The following is a 22,587-nucleotide window of genomic DNA, read 5'->3' on the forward strand; positions in this document are numbered from 1 at the left end:
CTCATCGATTCTCCGTCCCTACTTCAGCGGCCAGAACCACACATCTTTGCTCGTCCAGTAGCAATCGGTCCCGCAGGCCAGTGCCCCGACCCCGCCGAGTAGCGGCGAAACGATGTCGATTTGGCCGGCGTCGTAGTACGCAAAGTGATCACCGAGACGAAATCGTCGCGGGGGCGATACGACCGTCGCATCTCCACCCTATTCGGTTGATAAAATGGCCGCGAAGCAACATACTCTCAAGTCGCCATAACAACGTGGCGGCGTAGCAGAAATCAACTTATGGAGATAATTTTGGTTAGAAATGGCGCGTTGGACGTTTTAAAGATTGCTATGGCATTTATGGTGGTCGGCATGCACGCAGGCTTCCTTACCGACATAAGTCCCATTGCCGCTTATCTAACCGCGAACGGCCTTTTTAGAATTGCAGTGCCGGTTTTTCTTCTGATCAACGGATACTTTTTTTATCGGAGCTCGACCACGGGTGGCACAGCCATTTGGTTCAAGCGGGTAATCTACCTCTACATATTTTGGATGACAGTATATTCCCCAGTTTGGCTGTTTGGATTATCAGGTGGGGCGCGCTCAATAGCGATCAATTTTCTGCACACCTTATTCTTCGGCTATTACCACTTATGGTATTTGGCGGGAATGATTGGCGCGGCAGTTTTAATGATCATGGTTGCGCGGCTGAGCAGCACTTTTGCCGTGACGTCTGCCGCTAGTGCATTCGTGGTCGGGGCCGCCGTACAGTACCTGGGTTCGTACCACCTGCTCGGCCAGGACCATCTGGCAACGATCCTCAGTCTCAGCTGGCCTCACAGGAACTTCCTGCTTTTCTCGTTCCCGTTCTTCTGCGCCGGTTATCTGATGAATAAGCATCAGGTGCTCGACCGCATCAATTTGTGGATGGCCACGGTCGCGGTGGTAGTCGGAATTATTCTACTGTTTAGCGAAGCGCTTTTCAACTTCTGGATGGCGCCAGCAGACTCCGGATTCGATAACCTCGTTTCGCTTTCCATTCTATGCCCAGCAGTGTTCGCGCTTTTCATGAAAATGGAAATAAAGGTCAACAGCAAAGAATTATCGCGCTACTCGACCGGCATTTACTTAGTGCACGTGCTTATCATCCTCGGAATTCAACCAGTGCTTGGGAATCACGGCACTGCCATGACAGCGATAGTCGTCGTTGCTGCCGCACTTTCCTCGTTTGTGCTGATCAAGGTAAGCAAGCGCGCGCCCTTCATCTTATAAACACAGTCAGATCCGAACAACAAACCCGGCGCCGTCTAGCGGTAGCATTAGGACTCGCGCCGCCACCTCCGCCGGCACTTCGCTGACAGCCAGCATGACGGATGCCCCCAGTTAGGTGATCAAAGGCAGCGGGACCACGGTCGGCTCGATCTGGCTGGCGGTAATCAAGGTTGGTTCAGGGGCGTCATGCCGCCATGGTGCGGTCACCAAGCAGGTGGCCGGTGAGCCTGCCCAAATGTGCAGCACAGGCAACAAAAAAGCCGCTCAATGGCGGCTTTTTCTTCTTTCGATATCAGATGAACATCTGATATACAGTGCTGTTGATCTGTACAGCTTTTGCTGTAAGTTCTTGATTCTATTGGTCGGGGCGAGAGGATTCGAACCTCCGACCACCTGCACCCCATGCAGGTACGCTACCAGGCTGCGCTACGCCCCGACTCGGCCTGCAATTATATCAGAGCCCGACGCAAGGGTTAAGCTTTTTGTCACACAGCATCTATTTCCAGTCGCCGCGCAGCGCCAGTACCTCGTCGTACAGCCCCTCCGGCGTCACCTCCTGCGGCGGCACCGGCCGGCCCACCGCCAGCGCCAGCCGTGAACGCCAGCCGCGCGAGAACGAGCGCTCGAACACGTTCGACGGATCGCGCGAGAACAGGCTGCCCCACAGGCCGCGCAGCGCCATCGGGATCACCGGCACCTTGCTGCGCTCGATGATCTTGGCGACGCCGCCGCGGAACTCGCCGATCTCGCCGTCCCGCGTCAGCTTGCCTTCCGGGAAAATGCAGACCAGCTCGCCTTCGTGCAGGGCTTGGGCGATGTCGACGAAGGCCTTTTCCATCAGCCACGGGTCTTCCTTGCTTGGTGCGATCGGGATCGCCTTCGCGGTGCGGAAGATGAAGCCCAGCAGCGGCGTCCTGAAGATGCGGTGGTCCATCACGAAGCGGATCGGGCGCGGGCTGGCGGCCATGATCACGATGGCGTCGACGTAGCTCACGTGGTTGCAGACCAGGACCGCCGCGCCCTCTTCCGGGATGCGGTCGGTGTCCACCGTCGAGACGCGATGAATGGTGTGGATCAGCAGCCAGGCCAGGAAGCGCATCAGGAATTCCGGCACCAGCGAGAAGATGTAGATGGCCACCACCGCATTCAGCAGCGCCGTGGTCAGGAACATCTGGGGAATCGAGAAGCCCTGCTTGTACAGGAACACGGCGACGCCGGCCGCCGCCACCATGAACAGCGCGTTCAGGATGTTCATGCCGGCGATGGTGCGCGAGACGTGCTTCGGATCGCAGCGGGTCTGGATCAGCGCGAACAACGGCACGATGAAGAAGCCGCCGAACACGCCCAGCAGCAGCACGTCGGCCAGGATGCGCAGCGTACCGGCCTGGTGCAGCAGCCCGATGAAGTCGACCGTGGTGGTGTTGGCGTAACCCAGGCTGGCGAAGTACAGGTCGATGCCGAACAGCGACAGGCCGATCGCGCCGAAGGGCACCAGGCCGATCTCGACCTTGCGGCCCGAGAGCTTCTCGCACAGCAGCGAGCCGGCGCCGATCCCCAGCGAGAAGATGGTCAGCAGCAGCACGAACACGCTGTGGTCGCCGTGCAGGTAGTCCTTGGCGTACAGCGGGAACTGCGACAGCACCAGCGCGCCGTAGAACCAGAACCAGGAATTGCCGAGCATGGACAGGAACACCGTGCGGTTCTGGCGCGAGTAGCCGATATTGCGCAGCGACTCGGCGATCGGGTTGCGGCTGATGACGAGGTCCGGCGCCGGCGCCGGCGAAGCGGGAATGCGCCAGCTGGTGGCCAGGCCCAGCACGGCGACCAGCAGCGTGCCGATGGCCACCAGGTGGATGCCCAGGGTGCCGTGGCCGGCCAGTACCGCGCCCATCACCTCGCCCAGCAGGATGCCGACGAAAGTCCCCATCTCGATCACGCCATTGCCGCCCACCAGCTCTTCCGGCTTCAGGTGCTGCGGCAGGTAGGCGTATTTGACGGGGCCGAACAGGGTCGAGTGCACGCCCATGCCCGCCACCGCCGCGATCAGGAGCCACAGCGTATGCGTCCACCAGCCGACGGCCGCCAGCGCCATGATGCCGATCTCGAGCAGCTTGACCCAGCGCGCCAGCCTGCCCTTCTCGACCTTGTCGGCAATCTGGCCGGCGGTCGCCGAGAACACGACGTAAGGCAGGATGAACAGGCCGGGGATCAGGTTGTTGAGGATGGCCGGCGGCAGCGTGGTCCAGGACAGCGCGTCGTAGGTCAGCACGACCAGCAGCGCGGTCTTGAACAGGTTGTCGTTGAAGGCACCAAGGAACTGGGTCCAGAAGAAGGGACCGAACCGGCGCTGGGTCAGCAAGGCGAATTGGCTGGGATGGCTGGAGTGGCTCATGCGGTCGGGTCGCGGTGTTGTGAGAGATGCGTAATCTACCGCACAACTCCGGACTTGAATACACGATGTTGCCAAACACTAGGCATAGTCGCGTAAATCGATACTATCCTACCGAAAATACGCAACATCATCGACGCAAAGCAGCATCAGACGTCACTCGCGGCAGCCCCGCGCAAGCGCGCCCAGGTCCGGTATAGCGGCCCGATCGCCAGCACCACGACCACCATGCGCGACACGTGGAAGGCCGTCACCACCGGCACCCCCAGGTGCAGCACGCGCGCCGTCAGCGACATCTCGGCGATGCCGCCCGGCGAAGTCGCCAGCAGCATGGTGCCGGGATGCAGGTCGGTCACCTCGGCCACGCACAGCGCGAATACCGCGGCCAGCAGCATGGTGCAGACGGTGCACAGGGCCACGCTGGCCAGGTAGCGCGGCGCCGTGTGCACGAAACGCGGCGTGAAGCGCGTGCCCAGCGAGACGCCGATGAAGAGCTGGCCGGCGCGGATCATCCACTCGGGCAGGCGCGACAGCTGGATACCGGCCGCGGTCAGCAGCAGCGCCACCAGCAGCGGGCCGATCACCCAGGCGTTCGGCACCTGCAGGCGCTTGAGCAGCAGCGCGGCGGCCGACGTCAGCGCGATCAGCACCAGCAGGCCGCCGAGGTGGACGCTGGCGGCGAGCGGCACGAACATGTCCAGCCCCGCGCCCCAGCCATGGCTGCTCCACCAGCGCACCGCGAAGGGAATCGTGCCGACCACCATCATGATGCGCAGGCTGTGGGCGGCGGCCACGCGTTCGACCACGGCGCCGTGGCGCTCGCCCTGCACCGCCATCTCGGAGGCGCCGCCAACCGCCATCGCGAAGAAGGCGGTGGCTTCGTCGCTGCCGGACAGGCGGCGCAGCATGGCGCCTCCCAGCATGCCCAGGCAGATCGCGAAGACCACCGCCAGCGCGATCCACGGCAGGTTGCGGCCCAGCGCGGCCAGCACCGGGGCGCTGAAGTAGAGGCCGAGCGCGGTGCCGATGGCCCACTGCCCTGCCTCGCGCGCCTGCACCGGGGCGCCGAGGCGGGCGCCCAGCATGCAGGCCAGCGCGGTCGAAAACAGCGGCCCGATCATCCACGGCAGCGGGGTGTCGAGCGCGATGCAGGCTTCGGCTGCGCCGAAGGCCAGCAGCAGCGCTGGCAGGAAAGTCCGCAGCGTGCCTTTTAAAACACCCACAGCTTCTCGGCCGGCATCTCGAGCCAGTACTGGCCCGGGTCGATGCGGTGCTTGGAATAGGCGCGCACGCTGGACGAGCCCTGCTTGAACAGGCACTCCCAGCGGTCGCCCAGGTACATGCAGGTCGACAGCGGCAGCTGGATGCCGTTCTCCACCGGCTGGCGGCCGATGCGCACTTCCTCGACGCGGATCAGGGCCGCAGCCTCGGCGGCCTCGCTGCCGGCGCCGCGCGCGGTGGCGTTCAGCGCCATGCCTTCGACCTGCAGGCGGGCCGCCTCGCCGTTGCGCGACACCACGCGCGCCGGCAGGCGGTTGTTACTGCCCATGAACTCGGCGGTGAACAGGGTGTCGGGCGACTCGTACATCGATTGCGGCGTGCCCTGCTGCTCGATCTTGCCGTTGTTGAGCAGCAGGATGCGGTCCGAGATCGCCATCGCCTCGGCCTGGTCGTGGGTCACCATCAGGGCCGACAGGCCCAGGCGCACGATCAGCTCGCGCAGGAAGGCGCGCGCTTCTTCGCGCAGCTTGGCGTCCAGGTTCGACAGCGGCTCGTCCAGCAGGATCACGGGCGGGTTGTAGACCAGGGCGCGGGCGATCGCCACGCGCTGCTGCTGGCCGCCGGACAGCTGGTGCGGGAAGCGCGCGCCCAGGTGGCCGAGGCCGAGCTGGGACAGCACTTCATTCACCGTCGCCTCGATCTCGCGCGCCGGCGTCTTGCGCAGCTTGAGGCCGTAGGCGACGTTGTCGAACACGGTCTTGTGCGGCCACAGCGCATAGGACTGGAACACCAGGCCCAGGCTGCGCGCCTCGGCCGGCAGCTCCAGCTTCCTGCTGCCGTCGAAGACACGGCGCTCGCCAATGTCGATGGTGCCCGACTTCGGGCTCTCGAGGCCGGCGACGGCGCGCAGCAGCGTGGTCTTGCCGCTGCCCGATGGGCCCAGCAGGGCCACCACTTCGCCGCGCTGCAGGTGCATCGACACGCCTTTCAGGATCGGGTTGGCGGTGGCGCCGCTGCCGTAGTCGAGGTGCAGGTCGTTGACGGTCAAAACGTTCATGGTGAGGTCTCGCAATTCGTTAGTCATGGTGCTTAGTTGTGCAGCTTGACGCCGAAGCGCAGCGCAATGCCCAGGCCGATGGCCACGAGCGTGATGTTGATGAAGGACAGCGCCGCCACCAGGTCGGTCGAACCGCCGGCCCACAGCGACACCAGCATCGCGCCGATCACTTCGGTGCCCGGCGAGAGCAGGTACACGCCGGTCGAGTATTCGCGTTCGAAGATCAGGAACACCATCAGCCAGCCGCCCAGCATGCCGAACTTGATCAGCGGGATGGTGACGTCGCGGGTGACGCGGCCGCGGCTGGCGCCGGCCGCGCGGGCCGCCTCTTCCAGTTCCGGTCCCACCTGCAGCAGCGAGGTCGAGATCAGGCGCATGCCGTAGGCCAGCCACACCACCGAATAGGCCAGCCACAGCGCGAAGATGGTGGAGCGGACCTGGCGCAGTTGCGGGATGAAGTGTGCGGACAGCCAGCGCGCCACGTCGTTGTCGAAGTTGTGCAGGAAGCCGTCCAGCCAGCTCGGCACGAACAGGAAGACCCACAGGAAGGACAGGCCGGCCAGCAGGCCCGGCACCGCACGCGGCACCAGCACGCTGTAGTCGAGCAGGCGGGTCACGCCGTCCGGCTTGCGGTGCATGGCCAGGGCGATCGCGGTGTAGCACAGCACGGCCAGGCCGCCGCCGATCACGCCGATCAGGATGGTGTTGACGATGCCGCGCACCAGCGACGGCTGTTCCCAGATGTCGCGGAAGTGCTGCAGGGTCAGCACGTCGGCCAGGTTCACGCCCTCGCCCCAGTACTGGACGAAGGAACGCAGCACGATGCCGGACAGCGGCAGCACCACGGTGACCAGGATCCAGGCGCCCAGCACGGCCAGCGCCACCCATTTCCATTTGCCCAGCGGGAGCGGCTTCTGGCGGGCGCCCTTGCCCTTGATCGACACGTATTTGTTGGCGGACTTCAGCAGCCAGCGCTGCAGCATCACCAGCGGCATGGTCACCGCCACCAGGCACACGGCCACCGCCGCCATCAGGTGGTAGGACGGGGTGCCCAGCTTGTTGGTCAGCTTATACAGGTAGGTGGCCAGCACCAGGTGGCCTTCCGGATCGCCCAGCACCAGCACCAGGCCGAACACCTCGAAGCCGAGGAAGAACACCAGCACGCCGGCATAGGCCAGGGCCGGCATGATCATCGGCAGCGAGACGTTGAGCATCACCTGCCACGGCGAGGCGCCGGAGACGCGCGCGGCTTCCTCGACGTCCGAGCCCAGGCTCTTCAGCGCCGACGACGCGTACAGGTAGACGTGCGGCACGTGGGTCAGGCCGGCGATCACGACGATGCTGGGAAAGGAATACACGTTCCAAGGAATGACGCCCAGCAGCTGGTGCACCCAGGTAGTGTAGAAACCGACCGGTCCCATCGACACCACATAGCCGAAGCCCATCACCATCGGCGACACGAAGATCGGCACCAGCAGCACCGGCGCGATCCAGCTGCGGCCCGGCAGGTCGGTGCGCACCATCAGGAAGGCCAGCATGCCGCCCAGCGGCACGGCGATGGCGGCCAGGCCCGAGGCCAGCAGCATGCCGTTCTTGAAGGCCAGCCAGAAATCGCTGTCGTCGAAGATGAAGCGGAAGGCGTCCAGCCCGAGCACCTTGTCGGGCATGAAGAAAGGTGCCGACAGTACGCTCTGGTAGAACACCAGGAACAGCGGCAGGAAGATCGCCAGGCAGGTGAGCAGGACGACGATGGCACGGGTCCAGTTCAGGCGCGGCTTGCGGGCGGCCGCAGCGTCATGCGCGGCGCCGGACTTCGCGCGTGCGCCCGGCAGGGAAAAGGTAGGCATGATGAGATCCGATCGGGAGGGTGAAACCGGTAACACAGAGCAGTGCGCATGGCGCTGCCCGGCAGGCGGAGCGCAGCCGCGCCCCGCCTTCGACACTTACTTCTTGCCGGCGGTGGCTTTCCACTCCTTCAGGAAGGCCATGCGGATCGCCGGATCCAGGTATTCCGCGACGCTCGGGTTGACCGGCAGCGGCTTGATGTTCTTCTCGCCCACCATCTTGATCAGGTCGCTCGACGTGGTCTCGCCGGTGACGTCCGAACGGATCGCATACAGCTTGGAGCCGTTGGCGATGACGGTCTGGCCGCGCTGCGACAGGATGTAGTCGGTCCACAGCTTGGCGGCGTTCGGGTGCTTGGCGGCCTTGTTGATGAAGTGGACGCGCGAAATCACCAGGGTGTAGTCCTTCGGCAGCACCACGCCCAGCGAGGGGTCGGTCTTGGCGCGCACCAGGGCGTAGGAGCCCAGTACGTTGTAGCCGATCAGGTTCTCGCCCGACGAGATACGCTCGAGCATGGTGCCGGTCGAGGACTGCACGCGCACCTTGGCGGTGCCGAAAGCCTGCTCCAGCTGCTTGAACTGCGGGAAGTCATGCTCGTCCTGGGTCATGAACATGAAGCCGACACCGGACTTCTCGATGTCGTAGGTGGTGACCTTGTCCTGGAACTTCGGCTTGCTGATGAGGCTCACGAATTCGGCATGGGTATGCGGGACTTCCGCTTCGCTCACCAGGCGCTTGTTGTAGACGAAGGCGGCCGGCTCGAAGGTGGTGCCGTAGGCGGTGTCTTTCCACACGGCCCAGCCCGGGATCTTGGACGCTTCGACCGATTTGTAGGGCATCGCGTAGCCGCCGGCGGCCAGCTTCATCTGCAAGTCCATCGCCGAGGACCACAGCACGTCGGCGGTGTCGCCGCCGGCCGCGTTCTCGGAGATGAAGCGGTTGTACACTTCGGTCGAGTTCATGTCGTTGTACTCGACCGAGATGCCCGGGTAGAGGGCATTGAAATCCTTGATCAGCGGCTGGGCGGCCTTGCTGTCGGTGGCGCCGTAGATCACCAGCTTGGCTTCCTTCTTGGCGCCGTCGACCAGTTGCTGGTAGTTGGCGGGATAGCCGGCCGGCACCTGGGCCAGGGCCAGCGGAGCCGCCAGCACGGTTACGGCGGCGGCGATGAGGGTCTTGGTGAAATGCATGTCGTCTCCTTGATTTATTGGTCTGCTCAGCGGACCAGGTTGAACTGCCTGGCCTGCCGGTTATAGTCGGCTACAGCCTGTTTGATATAGTTGCTCAGCGCATCGCCGGTCAGCGAGAAGGGATGCAGGCCCGCTTCCGCGCGCATCTTCGCGAAACCGGGGTCGGTCTCGATGTGCTCGAAAGCCTGGACCCAGCGCCGGTAATCGGCATCCGAGACCCCCGGCCCCATCCACAGGCCGCGGATGATGGGCCAGACCACGTCGTAGCCCTGCTCGCGCGCGGTCGGCACCTTGGACAGCACGCCCGGCAGGCGATGGTCGGCCAGCACCGCCAGCACGCGTATCTTGCGCGGGTCGACGTACAGCGTGGCCTCGGAGGTGTCGCCTGAGATCACCTGCACGTAGTCGGCTTGCATCGCGGTGAACTCTTCGCCGCCGCCTTCCAGGGCGACGAAGCGCAGCTGCCTGGGGTCGACCCCGGCCTGGCGCGCCAGCAGCGCCATCTTGATCCAGTCCTGGCTGCCGATGGTGCCGGACATGCCGATCAGGACCTTGGCCGGGTCGCTCTTCAGGGCATCGACCAGGTCGCCCAGCTTGTGGTAGGGCGAATCGGCGCGTACCGCGATCATGCCGTAGTCGGCGCCGAGGGCGGCGACCCAGCGCACGTCGTTCGCGGTGGCCTTGCCGAACTTGCCTTGCGCAAGATTGAGCAGCGAGCCGCCCGAGAACGCGACCAGGGTGTCGGGTTCCGCGCGGCGCTGCGATTCCATCGTGTGCCAGGCAACCGCGCCGATCCCGCCCGGCATATAGCTCAGCTTCAGCTTCGGCGCGTTCGGTCTCGCCTGCAGGGCTTTCTGGGCCAGCTTGCAGGTGATGTCCATGGCGCCGCCCGGCTTGGACGGCACCACGCATTCGGCATCGGCGGCAATTGCCGGGATGGCGGCCGCAGCCAGGGAGTTAACCATGGCCGCGGCGATCAGGATTCTGAGTGTCTTCATGAATCGCATGATACTGGCGCGGATGGCCGGCGGCGATCAGAAGCGGTGCTGGATGCCGGCCGTGAAGCCGTTCTGGGTCGAACCGAAGCCCGGATCGTCGCGCGACAGGCCCACCAGCTGGCCGTGGTCGGCCTTGGCGTGGGCGGCGACCATGTACAGGTCGGTGCGCTTGGACAGCGCGTACATCGCGCGCGCCACCAGCATGGTCGGGTCGGCGTCCTTGGCGGCCGGCAGTTCCTTGGTGTTGACGTGGTAGACGGCGCCGGTCAGGGTCCAGGCCTGCACGTTGTAGGTGATGCCGCCCCAGTAGGTGTCGCCGCGCAGGTCCGGGGTCGCGGCCTTGCCCGACTCCAGTTTGTAGCCGCGCATGCCGGCCACGTAACGCCACTGGCCGGCCTTGTAGTCCGCGCCCAGGTGGTAGGCGGTGGTCTTGTCGCGGTTGCCGGTGGCGGCCACGGTGTTGCCGTTGACCTGCTCATAGGACGCCATCACACCAAAGCCGCCGCCGAACCAGGAGCCGCCGACCGCGTACTTGCGGCCGTCCGCCTGGCTGTTGGCCTGCTCGCCCAGGCCGATCGTGGCGCCGTAGGTGAAGCCGCCGGTGTGGCCGGTGTACTTGATCAGGTTGTCGAACGCGGTCGTCATGCCGTACTTCGACGGGCCGGTGGCGTTGCCGCTGGTGGCCCAGGAATAGTTGGGCGCGAAGCCGAGCGGGTCGAACTTGATCACCAGGTCGTAGGTCGTGGTGAAGGAACGGCCGATCACCACGCGGCCGAAGCCGCCTTCCAGGCCGACGTTGGCCTGGCGCTTGAACAGGGTGCCATCCTGGGCGCCGGTATCCAGCAGGACGCCGCCCTCCAGGTTGAACACGGCTTTCAGGCCGCCGCCCAGGTCCTCGGTGCCGCGGAAGCCCCAGCGCGAGGTGTTCTTGCCGCCCGAGACCACGCGGGTCATGCTGTTGCCATTCGGCCCGGCATTGGTGACGTACTCGACGCCGGCGTCCATCAGGCCATAGACCTGGACGTTGGATTGGGCTTGGGCTTGGGTGTTCAGGGAAAACGCTGCCAGGACGGCGAGCGCGAGGGCCGACTTCTTCATGGTGTCTCCGGTTGTAAAAATTCTTTTTTGTAACTACTTGTTGGAGCCAACTATATGCGGGCCCAGCTTTCAATCAGCTTTCAGTCGCCGAAAGCCACCACTATCCGCGGCCGGCGGTTTCGGCTTACACTAAAAAAATGCGAATCCTGTTAGTCGAAGACCACGTCGAGCTGTCCCATTGGGTATCCAAGGCGCTGCGCGATGCCAAACTCAGCGTCGAATGCGCCACCACCGGCGCCGATGCCGACGCCCTGCTCCATACCCAGGACTACGCCCTGGTGATCCTGGACCTGACCCTGCCGAAGATGGACGGGCTGGAAGTGCTGCGCCGCCTGCGCGCCCGCGGCGGCCAGCGCGCACGCACGCCGGTGCTGATCCTGACCGCGCGCGGCGGCCTGGAAGAACGGGTGCAGGGCCTGAACCTGGGCGCCGACGACTACCTGGCCAAGCCTTTCGAACTGGCCGAACTGGAAGCGCGGGTCAAGGCCCTGCTGCGGCGCAGCGTCGGCAACGAAGCCCTGGTGCACCGCTGCGGGCAGCTCAGCTTCGATACCGTGGCGCGCATGTTCAGCTACTGCGGCGAGCCGCTGCAGCTGACGCCGCGCGAGCACGCGCTGCTGGAGACGCTGATCGCGCGCAGCGGCTGCGCGCTGTCGAAGGAAAAGCTGTTCGACGCCGTGTTCGCGCTCGACGACGACGCCAACCTCGACGCCATCGAACTCTACATCCACCGCATCCGCAAGAAGCTCGACCGCCATCCCGAGGGCGGCGCCGCCATCGTCACCCTGCGCGGCATCGGCTACCTGCTGCAAGAGCGGCCGGCCTGAGCGATGCACGCCGCGCGGCTGCCTTCCCTGTTCCGCCGGCTGGCCGGCGCGGTCCGCCGTCCCGCCACGGCGGCGCCGCTCGGCAGCCTGCGCAGCCAGCTGCTGCGCTGGCTGATCGTGCCGCTGGTGGCGCTGGTGGCGATCAACGCGGTCTCGCTCTACCGCGACGCGCTGGACGCCGCCGACATGGCCTACGACCGCTCACTGCTGGCCTCGACGCGCGCGCTGGCTGAGCGGGTCTCGGTCCATGACGGCAAGGTGGTGGCCGACGTGCCCTACGTGGCACTGGACAGCTTCGAGACCGATACCCTGGGCCGCATCTACTACCGGGTCGGCGGCCTGCACGGCGAGACCGTGTCCGGCTACGACGACCTGCCGCCGGTGCCGAAGAACGTGCCGCGTTCGGAACTGTACCCGGCCCTGGTGCGCTTCTACCACGCCGAATACAACGGCGAACCGCTGCGCATCGCCGCCCTGCTGCAGCCGGTGTACGACGATTCGATGCGCGGCATCGCCCTGATCCAGGTCGGCGAGACCCTCGACGCGCGCCGCGCGCTGTCGCGCCGCATCCTCCTGAACACCCTGCTGCGCCAGGCCCTGCTGGTGCTGGCGGTGGCGACGCTGGTGTGGTTCGCGGTGCGCCTGGTGCTGCAGCCGCTGATGCGCCTGAAGCAGGTGGTCGAGACGCGCGCGGTGTCCGACCTGTCGGACGTCGACGCCTCGCTGGTGCACCGCGAAGTGCGGCCGCTGGTGGCGGCGATGAACGGCACCATGGCGCGCATGCAGAGCCTGATCGCCAGCCAGCGGCGCTTCATCGGCGACGCCTCGCACCAGCTGCGCACCCCGCTCACGGTGCTCAAGACCCAGGCCGAGCTGGCGCTGCGCGAAGACGATCCGGCCGCCCTGCGCGCGATCGTGCGCTCGATGGCGTCCACCACCGATTCCACGGTCCACCTTGCAAACCGCCTGCTGACCCTGGCCAGGCTCGAACACGGCAACGGCGGCGCCGACAACCGCCCGGTCTCGCTGGCGGCGCTGGCGCAGCAGGTCGGCCTCGAACTGGCCCTGCCGGCGGTGCAGAAGAACATCGACCTGGCGCTCGAAGCCGAGGACGAGGAAAGGACCACGGTGCAGGGCCAGGAGCTGCTGCTGCACGAACTGCTGACCAACCTGGCCGACAATGCGATCCGCTACACGCCGCCGGGCGGCAGCGTGCTGCTGCGCGTGCGCCGCGTGGCGGACGGCGTGCTGCTGGAAGTGCAGGACAGTGGCCCGGGCATCGACGAGGCCGAATACGACAAGGTGTTCATGCCCTTCTACCGCGCCCAGGCGGCGCTGGAGATCAATCCCGGCGGCACCGGGCTGGGCCTGGCGATCGTACGCGACATCGCCGGCCTGCATGGCGCCAGGCTGGCCATGCAGCGCGCCGACAGCGGCCGCGGCCTGAAAGTCTGCGTCCTGTTCGCCGCCACGCCGGTAATCGCACCCGCGGACGAGCTTGTTCTGCATTAAAGAAAGGCTGGGTTTCTCGCAAGGGAATGGCAGGCACTACCAGACTGGACTTGAGGTAGCGGCAAATGCCGCCAAACAGGAGCTGTTTAGCAACGCATATTGCGCGTAACCAAGCATGCGAAACGGCAAAACTTGGTGGATTTGAGCAAGCACAAGCTTCCCTGAAGCATGGGCTTTTTGTGCAGTGCAGCGCGGGTAGAATGCGCGCATGGATACGACCCGTCACCTCTACCACGAGTACGGCGCCGCCGATGCGCTGTTCGACCAGATCGAGCAGGAACTGCTCGCCCTCACCACGGCCCCGCTCGAGGGCCGGGAGGAAGCGCCCCGCTGCGTCGACGAATTCGCCGACGACTTCTTCAGCTGCTGGAGCCGCCCCCCAGTCATGCCGAGGGGCCGGGACTGACGCGCTGAGCCTTTCAGCCCAGGGTTTCGAGGCGGATGCGAACCACCTTGCCCACCACCGTCGACAGCTGCTCGAACTTCTCGATCGCGGCGTTGACGTATTTTTCGCGGGTCTGGTGCGTGATGATGACGATGTCGGTGCGGGCCTTCTCGCCCGGCTCCTTCTGCAGCACGGCGTCGATCGAGATGCCGGCTTCGGCCAGGATGCGGGTCAGGTCGGCCATCACGCCCAGCTGGTCCTGCACATAGACGCGCAGGTAGTAGGCGGTGCGGATCTCTTCCATCGGCAGGATCGGCAGGTCGGCCAGTTCGCCCGGATGGAAGGCCAGGTGCGGCACGCGCGAATACGGATCCACCGTCGCCAGGCGGGTCACGTCGACCATGTCGGCGATCACGGCGGATGCGGTCGGCTCGGCGCCGGCGCCCTTGCCGTAGTAGAGCGTGGTGCCGACCGCGTCGGCCTTCACCAGCACCGCGTTCATCGCGCCTTCGACGTTGGCGATCAGGCGCGTCGACGGAATCAGGGTCGGGTGCACGCGCAGCTCGATGCCCTCGGCGCCGTCGACCACGGTACGGCGGGTGATGCCCAGCAGCTTGATGCGGTAGCCGAGCTGTTCGGCATAGCGGATGTCGACCGCCTGCAGCTGGCTGATGCCCTCGACGTGGCTGCCGGCGAACTGCATCGGGATGCCGAAGGCGATCGCGGCCATGATGGTCAGCTTGTGGGCCGCGTCCACGCCTTCGATGTCGAAGGTCGGGTCGGCTTCCGCATAGCCCAGCTCCTGGGCCTGCTTCAGCACGGTGTCGAAGTCCAGGCCCTTGTCGCGCATCTCGGACAGGATGAAGTTGGTGGTGCCGTTGATGATGCCGGCCACCGATTCGATGCGGTTGGCGGACAGGCCTTCGCGCAGGGCCTTGATGATCGGCACGCCGCCGGCCACAGCCGCCTCGAAGGCCACCATCACGCCCTTGGCATGGGCCGCCTCGAAGATCTCGTTGCCGTGCATGGCCAGCAGGGCCTTGTTGGCGGTCACCACATGCTTGCCGTTGGCGATCGCCTGCAGCACCAGTTCGCGCGCCAGTTCATAGCCGCCGATCAGTTCGACGACGATCTCGATCTCGGGGTTGTTGACGACCGCGAAGGGGTCGGCGACCACCTCGACGTCTTCGCCGACGATACGGCGGGCGCGCTCGAGATTGCGGGCGGCCACCATGGCCACTTCGATGCCGCGGCCTGCGCGGCGGCGGATTTCTTCCTGGTTACGCTGGAGCACGTGCCAGGTACCGGCGCCGACGGTGCCGATGCCTAACAAGCCTGCTTTGATGGGTTTCATATACTGTTCTATCTACTCTATCGTTCTCAGCGCGCGTAGCGGCGCCGGTAGCCGTCGAGGAAGCGCGCAATGCGGCCGCACGCGTCGGTCAGGTCGTCGGAATTGGGCAGGAACACCAGCCGGAAGTGATCCGGGGCGATCCAGTTGAAGCCGGTGCCTTGCACCAGCAGGACTTTTTCCTCGGACAGCAGCTCGCAGATAAATTGCTGGTCGTCAGCGATCGGGTAGATCTTGGGGTCGAGGCGGGGGAACATGTACAGCGCCGCTTTTGGCTTGACGCAGGACACCCCCGGAATGTCGGTGAGGAGTTTGTGCGCGAGGTCGCGCTGGCGCGCCAGGCGGCCGCCGGGGGCCACCAGGTCGGCGATGCTCTGGTAGCCGCCGAGCGCGGTCTGGATCGCGTACTGGCCCGGCGCGTTTGCGCACAGGCGCATCGAGGCCAGCATGTTCAGGCCTTCGATGTAATCCCTGGCATGGCGTTTTTCGCCGGACACCACCATCCAGCCGGCGCGGTAGCCGCAGGAACGGTAGTTCTTGGACAGGCCGTTCAGGGTCACGAACAGCACGTCGTCGGCCAGCGAGGCCAGCGAAACGTGTTCTTCGCCGTCGTAGAGGGTCTTGTCGTAGATCTCGTCGGCGTAGATGATCAGGCCGTGCTGGCGCGCCAGCTCGACGATTTCCAGCAGCACGTCGCGCGAATACAGCGCGCCGGTCGGGTTGTTCGGATTGATGACGACGATCGCGCGCGTGTTCGGCGTGATCTTCTTGCGCATGTCGGCAATGTCCGGCATCCAGCCGGCCTGCTCGTCGCAGATATAGTGCACCGGGTTGCCGCCAGCCAGGCTGACCGCCGCCGTCCACAAGGGATAGTCGGGCGCCGGCACCAGCACTTCGTCGCCGCTGTTCAGCAGGCCCTGCATCGCCATCACGATCAGTTCGGAAGCGCCATTACCCAGGTAGATGTCGTCGATCTTGACCCCGGTAATGTTCTTTTCCTGGGTGTAGTGCATGACGGCCTTGCGCGGCGCAAACATGCCCTTCGAGTCGGTATAGCCGGCGGCGCCGGACATATTCCGGATCATGTCCTGCACGATCTCGTCCGGCGGGTCGAAGCCGAATACGGCCAGGTTGCCGATGTTCAGTTTGATGATCTTGTGGCCGTCGTCCTCCATCTGGCGCGCTTTTTCGAGCGCGGGGCCGCGGATTTCGTAGCAAACGTCGTCCAGCTTGTTCGATTTCAGGATCGGTCGCAAAATGTCACCCTGCCAATGTAATTTGTTGCAATGCGAAAAATCCCATTCTGCCCAATAAGGAAGGATTAATCAACCCGGCCGCTGGTGTAGCGGAAAAACCAATTACAATATGCGGCTTGCGCGCTCCCGCGCATCGTTTGTTTTTACGGCACGCACACTCACGGCTTTCACATGAAGCTACATTCCAGTAATACCGAAAAATACCAGACCGTTACCGGCTACGACCAGTCCGGCGTCGAAATCAATGCCAAGCGCTACGACTACAGCGTGCTGGTGATGCCCGAGACGCCGCCGCGTCCCTGGAACGTGACCCGGTTCGAAGACCTCACCGCCGAACATTTCGAAGAGATCGCCGCCGACAAGCCCGACGTGGTCGTGCTGGGTACCGGCGAGCGCCAGCGCTTCGTGCATCCGCGCCTGGTCGCCAGCCTGTCGAACCAGCGCGTGGGGGTGGAAAGCATGGACAGCCATGCCGCCTGCCGCACCTATAACATCCTGATGGGCGAAGGGCGCAAGGTGACGCTGGCGTTGATCATCGAATGAAAGAACTCCACAAGAACAAGACCCTCGTCTGGACCCTGTTCATCGCGTTCGCCGCCGTGCTGCTCGGCGTGCTGAGGGCGCGTACGCTGGTGCCACCCGATGAAGGGCGCTACGCCGAGATGGCGCGCGAGATGTTCGCCAGCGGCGACTGGATCACCACCCGCCTGAACGGCATCAAGTATTTCGAAAAGCCGCCGCTGCAGACCTGGATGAACGCCCTGACCTTCGAAGTCTTCGGGCTCGGCGACTGGCAGGCCCGTCTCTGGACCGGCCTGTGCGGCCTGCTCGGCGTCGGCCTGACCGGCTATGCCGGCATGCGCGTGTTCGGCGCCCGCATCGGCTTCTACGCCGCGCTGGTGCTGGGTTCCTCGCTCTACTGGGTGATCTGCAGCCAGGTCAATTCGGTCGACATGAGCCTGTCCGCCATGATGACGATCGCCCTGTGCGCCCTGCTGGTGGCCCAGCGCGACGACGCCACGCCGAGCGAGCAGCGCAACTGGATGCTGCTGTGCTGGGCCGGGATGGCCCTGTCGGTGCTGGCGAAGGGCCTGATCGGCCTGGTACTGCCGGGCGGCGTGCTGGTGTTCTACACCCTCTTTTCGCGCGACTGGAAGATCTGGACCCGCCTGCACCTGGTCAAGGGCCTGCTGCTGTTCTTCCTGATCGCCGCGCCCTGGTTCGTGCTGGTCGGCCTGAAGAATCCGGAACAGCCGCACTTCTTCTTCATCCACGAGCACTTCGACCGCTTCCTGAAGAAGGAACACCACCGCGAAGCCGCCTGGTACGTGTTCTTCGTCCTGCTGGCGGTGGGCAGCCTGCCCTGGGTCGGCGTACTGGTGCAGGGCCTGGTGCTGGGCGCAAGGGGAGAAAGAGGCGGCCAGGACGCGCCGGCCCGCTTCAAGCCGCGCCTGATGCTGCTGGTCTGGACCGCCTTCATCATCCTGTTCTTCACCAAGTCGAATTCCAAGCTGCCCGGCTACATCGTGCCGGTGTTCCCGGCGGTGGCCATGCTGATCGCGAACTACCTGGACGTCGGCACCCGCCGCAGCCGCATGCTGACCGCTGCCCTGACCGCCCTGTTCGGCGCCGGCCTGCTCGGCTTCGTGCCCTTCATGCTGCGCCTGGCGCGCCATCCGGGCGAGGACCTGCTGTACGCGGCCTACCAGCCATGGGTGCTGGCGGCCGGCCTGGTGCTGCTGATCGGCGGCGCCCTGTCCATGCTGTACGCGCGCCAGATGCAGCGCGACCTGACCGTGCTGGTGCTGGCGATCGCCGGTTTCGCCGGCACCCAGCTGCTGCTGGCGGGCTTCGAGCCGATCGGCAAGGTACGCGCCGGCACCAACCTGATGCCGGCCCTGGCGGCCGCCGGCGCGACCGATCCGGCAATCCGCGTCTACTCGGTCGGCATCTACGAACAGTCGCTGACCTACTACCTCAAGCGCACCGTGACCCTGGTCGACTACTGGGACGAATTCACCTTCGGCCTCGAGCAGCAGCCGCAGCTCTCGATCCCGACCATCCCGGCCTTCGTGCAGCAATGGCGCGCCGACGCGGCGGCCGGTGTCAGGAGCGTCGCCATCACCCGTCCCGAGATCGCCGCCGACCTGCAGCGCCAGGGCGTACCGCTGCGCATCGTCGCCGCCGATGCGCGCCGCACCGTGATCGCCACTCAGTGATGCTCACCTCTGAACTATGAACCTCACCACTTTCGCTTTCATCATTTCCGGCGTGCTCCTGAACGCCTGCGCCCAGGTGCTGCTCAAGGCCGGCACCAACGCCCTGGGCGGCGCCATCCACCTCACGGTGGGCAACGCCTTCGAGACCTTCATCCGGGTCGCGTCCCAGTTGCCGATCCTGGCCGGCCTGGCCTGCTACGCCCTCTCGCTGGTGGTGTGGATCATGGGCCTGTCGCGCACCGACGTGACCATCGCCTACCCGATGCTCTCGCTGGGCTATGTGGTGGCGGCGCTCGGGGCCTGGATGTTCCTGGGCGAGACCATTTCGCCGCAGCGCCTGCTGGCCATTGCCGTGATCATGGTCGGCGTCGCCCTGCTGGCGCGCTCCTGAGGATCGGCCGGTTCAGCCGGCTGATAGAATGACAACCGCATTTTTACCAATAACAATTCGATCGAGCTTCCCATGACTGCCGAGCTGCCCTTCCTGCCCTTTTCCCGGCCCACCATCGACGAGGACACCATCACCGCCGTCGGCGAGGTGTTGCGCTCCGGCTGGATCACCACCGGTCCCAAGAACCAGGCTTTCGAGGCCCTACTGTCCGAGTATTTCGGCGGGCGTCCGGTACGCACCTTCAACTCCGGCACCTGCACCATGGAGATCGCGCTGCGCATCGCCGGCGTTGGACCGGGCGACGAGGTGATCACCACCCCGATCTCCTGGCCGGCCACCGCCAACGTCATCATCGAAGTCGGCGCCACCCCGGTATTCGCGGACATCGATCCGGTCACCCGCAACATCGACCTCGACAAGCTGGAAGCGGCGATCACCCCGCGTACCCGCGCCATCATCCCGGTCTACCTGTCCGGCCTGCCGGTCGACATGGACCGCATGTACGAGATCGCGACGAAGCACAAGCTGCGCGTGGTCGAGGATGCCGCCCAGGCCATCGGCTCGCTGTGGAAGGGCAAGCGCATCGGTTCCTTCGGCGACTTCGTCTCCTTCAGCTTCCAGGCCAACAAGAACATCACCACCGGCGAAGGCGGCTGCCTGGTGCTGAATAATCTGGAGGAAGCGCGCCTGGCCGAGAAATACCGCCTGCAGGGCGTGACCCGCAGCGGCGTGGACGGCATCGACGTCGACGTCCTCGGCGGCAAGTACAACATGAGCGACATCATGGCCACCATCGGCCTGGGCCAGATGAAGAACCTGGACAAGCTTACCGCCCATCGCGCGGCGCTGGCCCGGCACTACTTCGACTGCTTCGGCGACGACTTCGAGGAAAAGTACGGCGCCCAGCTGCCGATCAAGGCCTTCGGCAGCAGCAACTGGCACCTGTTCCAGATCATCCTGCCGGACCACGGCCCGGGCACCCGCGCCGAGTTCATGACCCGCATGCAGAAGGAACACAATATCGGCACCGGCTACCACTACGCGCCGATCCACCTGTTCACGATGTACCGCGAACGCGGCTTCAAGGAAGGCATGTTCCCGGTGTCCGAGAAGATCGGCCGCCTGACCGTGACCCTGCCGATGTTCAACGCCATGACCATCGCCGACGTCGAGCGCGCGGTCAAGGCCGTCAAAGCGGTGCTGGCAAAATGACGCTGGCTGCCGTGAAACCGGAGCTGTCGATCGTCATCCCGGTCTATAATGAGGAAGCCGGCCTGGCCAACCTGTTCGCGCGCCTGTATCCGGCGATGGACAAGCTGGGCCTGCCCTACGAGATCATCTACATCAACGACGGCAGCCGCGACAACTCGGTGTCGATCCTGGCCGAGCAGTACCGCCAGCGTCCCGACGTGACCCGCGTGGTCCTCTTCAACGGCAACTACGGCCAGCACATGGCGATCCTGGCCGGCTTCGAGCAGACCCGCGGCGAGATCGTCATCACCCTCGACGCCGACCTGCAGAATCCGCCGGAAGAGATCCACAAGCTGGTGGCCAAGATGCGCGAGGGCTACGACTACGTCGGCTCGATCCGCCGCAAGCGCCAGGATTCTGCCTGGCGGACGGTGGCATCGAAGATGATGAACCGCCTGCGCGAGAAGATCACCAACATCCACATCACGGACCAGGGCAATATGCTGCGCGCCTACGGCCGCAACGTGATCGACCTGGTCAACCAGTGCGCCGAAGTGAACACCTTCGTGCCTGCGCTGGCCTATAAATTCTCGCGCAAGCCGACCGAGATCGTGGTCGAGCACGAGGAACGCGCGGCCGGCGAATCGAAGTATTCGCTGTACAGCCTGATCCGCCTGAACTTCGACCTGATGACCGGCTTCTCGCTGGTGCCGCTGCAGTTCTTCTCGATGCTGGGCATCACGATGTCGCTGCTGTCGGCGCTGCTGGTGCTGTTCCTGCTGATCCGCCGCTTCGTCCTCGGCGCCGAAGCCGAAGGCGTGTTCACCCTGTTCGCGATCGCCTTCTTCTTCATGGGCGTGATCTTGTTCGGCATCGGCCTGGTGGGCGAGTACGTCGGCCGGATCTACCAGCAGGTACGCGCACGGCCGCGGTATGTGGTGCAGACCATCCTGCAGGGCATGCCGGCCGGGGCCGAGGTGGAGGCGCTGGAGAAGCGGCAGGTGGTGCGCTGAAAAGCAGTCGCAGATGAGATACGTCGTCCCCGCGAAAGCGGGGACCCATGCTGAGGCGCCGAAGTCGAACAAGAATTCGATCGGCAGATGGACCGAATTCTGATGCTCAGTATGGGTTCCCGCTTTCGCGGGAATGACCATGAATTAATCCGACCTATCGACTTCCTGACATGAACAACCCACAAAAACGCGCAGTCGTCTTCGCCTACCACAACGTCGGCGTACGCTGCCTGAAAGTCCTGCTCGCCGGCGGCGTCGACGTCGCCCTGGTCGTCACCCACCAGGACAGCGCCACCGAGAACATCTGGTTCGAGTCCGTGCAATCGCTGTGCGAAACCGAAGGCATTCCCTTCGTCACCCCGGACGATGCGAAGTCGCCGGAGCTGCTGGAACGGGTGAAAGCCGCCCGGCCGGACCTGATGTTCAGCTTCTACTACCGCCACATGCTGCCGCAGGCCATCCTCGACGTGGCGCCGGCCTACAATATGCACGGTTCGCTGCTGCCGGCCTACCGCGGCCGCGCGCCGACCAACTGGGCGGTGCTGCATGGCGCGCTCGAGACCGGCGCTTCGCTGCACGAGATGACCGTCAAGCCGGATGCCGGCGCCATCGTGGCCCAGCAGGCCGTGCCCATCCTGCCCGACGATACCGCCTTCGAGGTGTTCGGCAAGGTGACGGTGGCGGCCGAGCTGGCGCTCTACAATGTGCTGCCGCAGCTGCTGGCCGGGACCGCGCCGCGCACGTCCAACGACCTGACCAGGGGCGGCTACTTCGGCGGCCGCAAGCCGGAAGACGGCCGCATCGACTGGTCCCAGCCTGCCAGCCAGGTCTATAACCTGCACCGCGCGGTAGCCCCGCCCTACCCCGGCGCCTTCACGGACGTCGGCCCGCGCCGCTACGTGATCGAGCGCGCCCGCCCCTACCGCGGCGACATCCAGGCCCTGGGTTTGCCGCCCGGGCTGGCGGTGGTGGATAATGCCATCCTCGGCGTCTGCGGCGACGGCCGCGCGATCGCCATCCATAGCCTGCTGGCCGACGGCCTGCGCATCTCGCCGGCCGAACTGAAGGCCCAACTGTCCGCCGAATAACGCATACCAAAACACACCATGAAAAAAGTCCTCATCCTCGGCGTCAACGGCTTCATCGGCCACCACCTGTCCAAGCGCATCCTCGAGACCACCGACTGGGAAGTCTACGGCATGGACATGAGCACCGACCGCATCACGGAGCTGCTCGCTCATCCGCGCATGCACTTCTTCGAAGGCGACATCACGATCAACAAGGAGTGGGTCGAGTATCACGTCAAGAAGTGCGACGTGATCCTGCCGCTGGTCGCCATCGCCACGCCCTCGACCTATGTGCAGCAGCCGCTGCGCGTGTTCGAACTCGACTT

20 protein-coding genes and 1 tRNA gene are annotated in these 22,587 nt (G+C 65.0%); 11 read left to right on the top strand and 10 right to left on the bottom strand.

From position 1 onward, the window contains the following. The first annotated feature begins 279 nt into the window (after positions 1-279). Positions 280-1,251: an acyltransferase family protein gene (locus AC1DIX_RS16385; RefSeq protein ID WP_477325751.1), complete on the top strand. Its 972-nt coding sequence runs from the start codon at positions 280-282 to the stop codon at positions 1,249-1,251. A 359-nt stretch (positions 1,252-1,610) separates the two neighbouring features. On the opposite strand, the gene AC1DIX_RS16390 is transcribed toward AC1DIX_RS16385, so the two are convergent. The 8 genes from AC1DIX_RS16390 to AC1DIX_RS16425 all read right to left on the bottom strand — a co-directional run bounded on the left by AC1DIX_RS16390 (position 1,611) and on the right by AC1DIX_RS16425 (position 11,049). Beyond that, positions 1,611-1,687: transfer RNA gene (locus AC1DIX_RS16390), tRNA-Pro, on the bottom strand. Between the two features lie 60 nt (positions 1,688-1,747). Then, positions 1,748-3,643: an MFS transporter gene (locus tag AC1DIX_RS16395; RefSeq protein ID WP_477325753.1), complete on the bottom strand. Its 1,896-nt coding sequence runs from the start codon at positions 3,641-3,643 to the stop codon at positions 1,748-1,750. A 146-nt stretch (positions 3,644-3,789) separates the two neighbouring features. Next, positions 3,790-4,863 carry an AbrB family transcriptional regulator gene (locus AC1DIX_RS16400; RefSeq protein ID WP_477325755.1) on the bottom strand — a complete coding sequence of 358 codons (1,074 nt, stop codon included), beginning with the start codon at positions 4,861-4,863 and terminating at the stop codon, positions 3,790-3,792. Then, a complete protein-coding gene (locus tag AC1DIX_RS16405) occupies positions 4,851-5,918 on the bottom strand; it encodes an ABC transporter ATP-binding protein (RefSeq protein WP_477325757.1) in 1,068 nt (355 codons plus the stop codon). The genes AC1DIX_RS16400 and AC1DIX_RS16405 overlap by 13 nt, the downstream gene beginning before the upstream one ends. Positions 5,919-5,950: 32 nt before the next feature. Then, positions 5,951-7,765 (bottom strand): ABC transporter permease, encoded by a 1,815-nt coding sequence (locus AC1DIX_RS16410; RefSeq protein WP_477325759.1) that lies wholly within the window; start codon positions 7,763-7,765, stop codon positions 5,951-5,953. 96 nt (positions 7,766-7,861) lie between these two features. Further along, the gene (locus tag AC1DIX_RS16415; RefSeq protein WP_442124517.1) at positions 7,862-8,953 is read right to left on the bottom strand and encodes an ABC transporter substrate-binding protein; all 1,092 of its coding nucleotides are present in this window, start codon (positions 8,951-8,953) and stop codon (positions 7,862-7,864) included. A gap of 26 nt (positions 8,954-8,979) precedes the next feature. Then, entirely contained in the window at positions 8,980-9,951 is a 972-nt protein-coding gene (locus AC1DIX_RS16420) for a tripartite tricarboxylate transporter substrate binding protein (protein WP_442124516.1), read from the bottom strand. A 36-nt stretch (positions 9,952-9,987) separates the two neighbouring features. After that, the gene (locus AC1DIX_RS16425; protein WP_442124515.1) at positions 9,988-11,049 is read right to left on the bottom strand and encodes a porin; all 1,062 of its coding nucleotides are present in this window, start codon (positions 11,047-11,049) and stop codon (positions 9,988-9,990) included. 137 nt (positions 11,050-11,186) lie between these two features. On the opposite strand from AC1DIX_RS16425, the gene AC1DIX_RS16430 reads away from it, so the two are divergent. The 3 genes from AC1DIX_RS16430 (at position 11,187) to AC1DIX_RS16440 (ending at position 13,794) form a co-directional block, all read left to right on the top strand. Then, complete coding sequence (locus tag AC1DIX_RS16430; protein ID WP_442124514.1) at positions 11,187-11,876, top strand: response regulator; 690 nt, start codon at positions 11,187-11,189, stop codon at positions 11,874-11,876. A 3-nt stretch (positions 11,877-11,879) separates the two neighbouring features. Next, positions 11,880-13,388, top strand: coding sequence for a sensor histidine kinase (locus AC1DIX_RS16435; protein WP_477325762.1), 1,509 nt, complete (start codon positions 11,880-11,882; stop codon positions 13,386-13,388). A 208-nt stretch (positions 13,389-13,596) separates the two neighbouring features. After that, positions 13,597-13,794: a hypothetical protein gene (locus AC1DIX_RS16440; RefSeq protein WP_477254271.1), complete on the top strand. Its 198-nt coding sequence runs from the start codon at positions 13,597-13,599 to the stop codon at positions 13,792-13,794. A 13-nt stretch (positions 13,795-13,807) separates the two neighbouring features. Here AC1DIX_RS16440 and AC1DIX_RS16445 read toward each other — a convergent pair whose 3' ends face one another. Together AC1DIX_RS16445 and AC1DIX_RS16450 are read right to left on the bottom strand one after the other, a co-directional pair. Continuing rightward, on the bottom strand, positions 13,808-15,127 hold the full coding sequence (locus tag AC1DIX_RS16445) for a homoserine dehydrogenase (protein ID WP_442124511.1): 1,320 nt from the start codon (positions 15,125-15,127) through the stop codon (positions 13,808-13,810). 26 nt (positions 15,128-15,153) lie between these two features. Beyond that, entirely contained in the window at positions 15,154-16,380 is a 1,227-nt protein-coding gene (locus AC1DIX_RS16450) for a pyridoxal phosphate-dependent aminotransferase (protein ID WP_442124510.1), read from the bottom strand. Between the two features lie 171 nt (positions 16,381-16,551). Here AC1DIX_RS16450 and AC1DIX_RS16455 point away from each other — a divergent pair, with 171 nt between their 5' ends. The 7 genes from AC1DIX_RS16455 to AC1DIX_RS16485 all read left to right on the top strand — a co-directional run. Beyond that, complete coding sequence (locus AC1DIX_RS16455; protein WP_442124509.1) at positions 16,552-16,923, top strand: Mth938-like domain-containing protein; 372 nt, start codon at positions 16,552-16,554, stop codon at positions 16,921-16,923. Then, positions 16,920-18,599, top strand: a complete 1,680-nt coding sequence (locus tag AC1DIX_RS16460) for a glycosyltransferase family 39 protein (RefSeq protein ID WP_477325764.1) — start codon at positions 16,920-16,922, stop codon at positions 18,597-18,599. Before AC1DIX_RS16455 ends, AC1DIX_RS16460 begins: the two co-directional genes overlap by 4 nt. A gap of 16 nt (positions 18,600-18,615) precedes the next feature. Beyond that, complete coding sequence (locus tag AC1DIX_RS16465; protein ID WP_442124507.1) at positions 18,616-18,990, top strand: EamA family transporter; 375 nt, start codon at positions 18,616-18,618, stop codon at positions 18,988-18,990. 72 nt (positions 18,991-19,062) lie between these two features. Next, positions 19,063-20,202, top strand: a complete 1,140-nt coding sequence (locus AC1DIX_RS16470) for a DegT/DnrJ/EryC1/StrS family aminotransferase (protein WP_477325766.1) — start codon at positions 19,063-19,065, stop codon at positions 20,200-20,202. Positions 20,203-20,213: 11 nt separating this feature from the next. After that, positions 20,214-21,194, top strand: a complete 981-nt coding sequence (locus AC1DIX_RS16475; protein WP_442124539.1) for a glycosyltransferase — start codon at positions 20,214-20,216, stop codon at positions 21,192-21,194. 170 nt (positions 21,195-21,364) lie between these two features. Continuing rightward, positions 21,365-22,282 (top strand): formyltransferase, encoded by a 918-nt coding sequence (locus AC1DIX_RS16480; protein WP_477325768.1) that lies wholly within the window; start codon positions 21,365-21,367, stop codon positions 22,280-22,282. A gap of 18 nt (positions 22,283-22,300) precedes the next feature. Further along, positions 22,301-22,587, top strand: a 287-nt coding sequence (locus tag AC1DIX_RS16485) for an NAD-dependent epimerase/dehydratase family protein (protein ID WP_477325770.1), incomplete at its 3' end; no start/stop codon positions are given.

It is taken from the genome of Massilia sp. 05N420 (assembly GCF_056397205.1).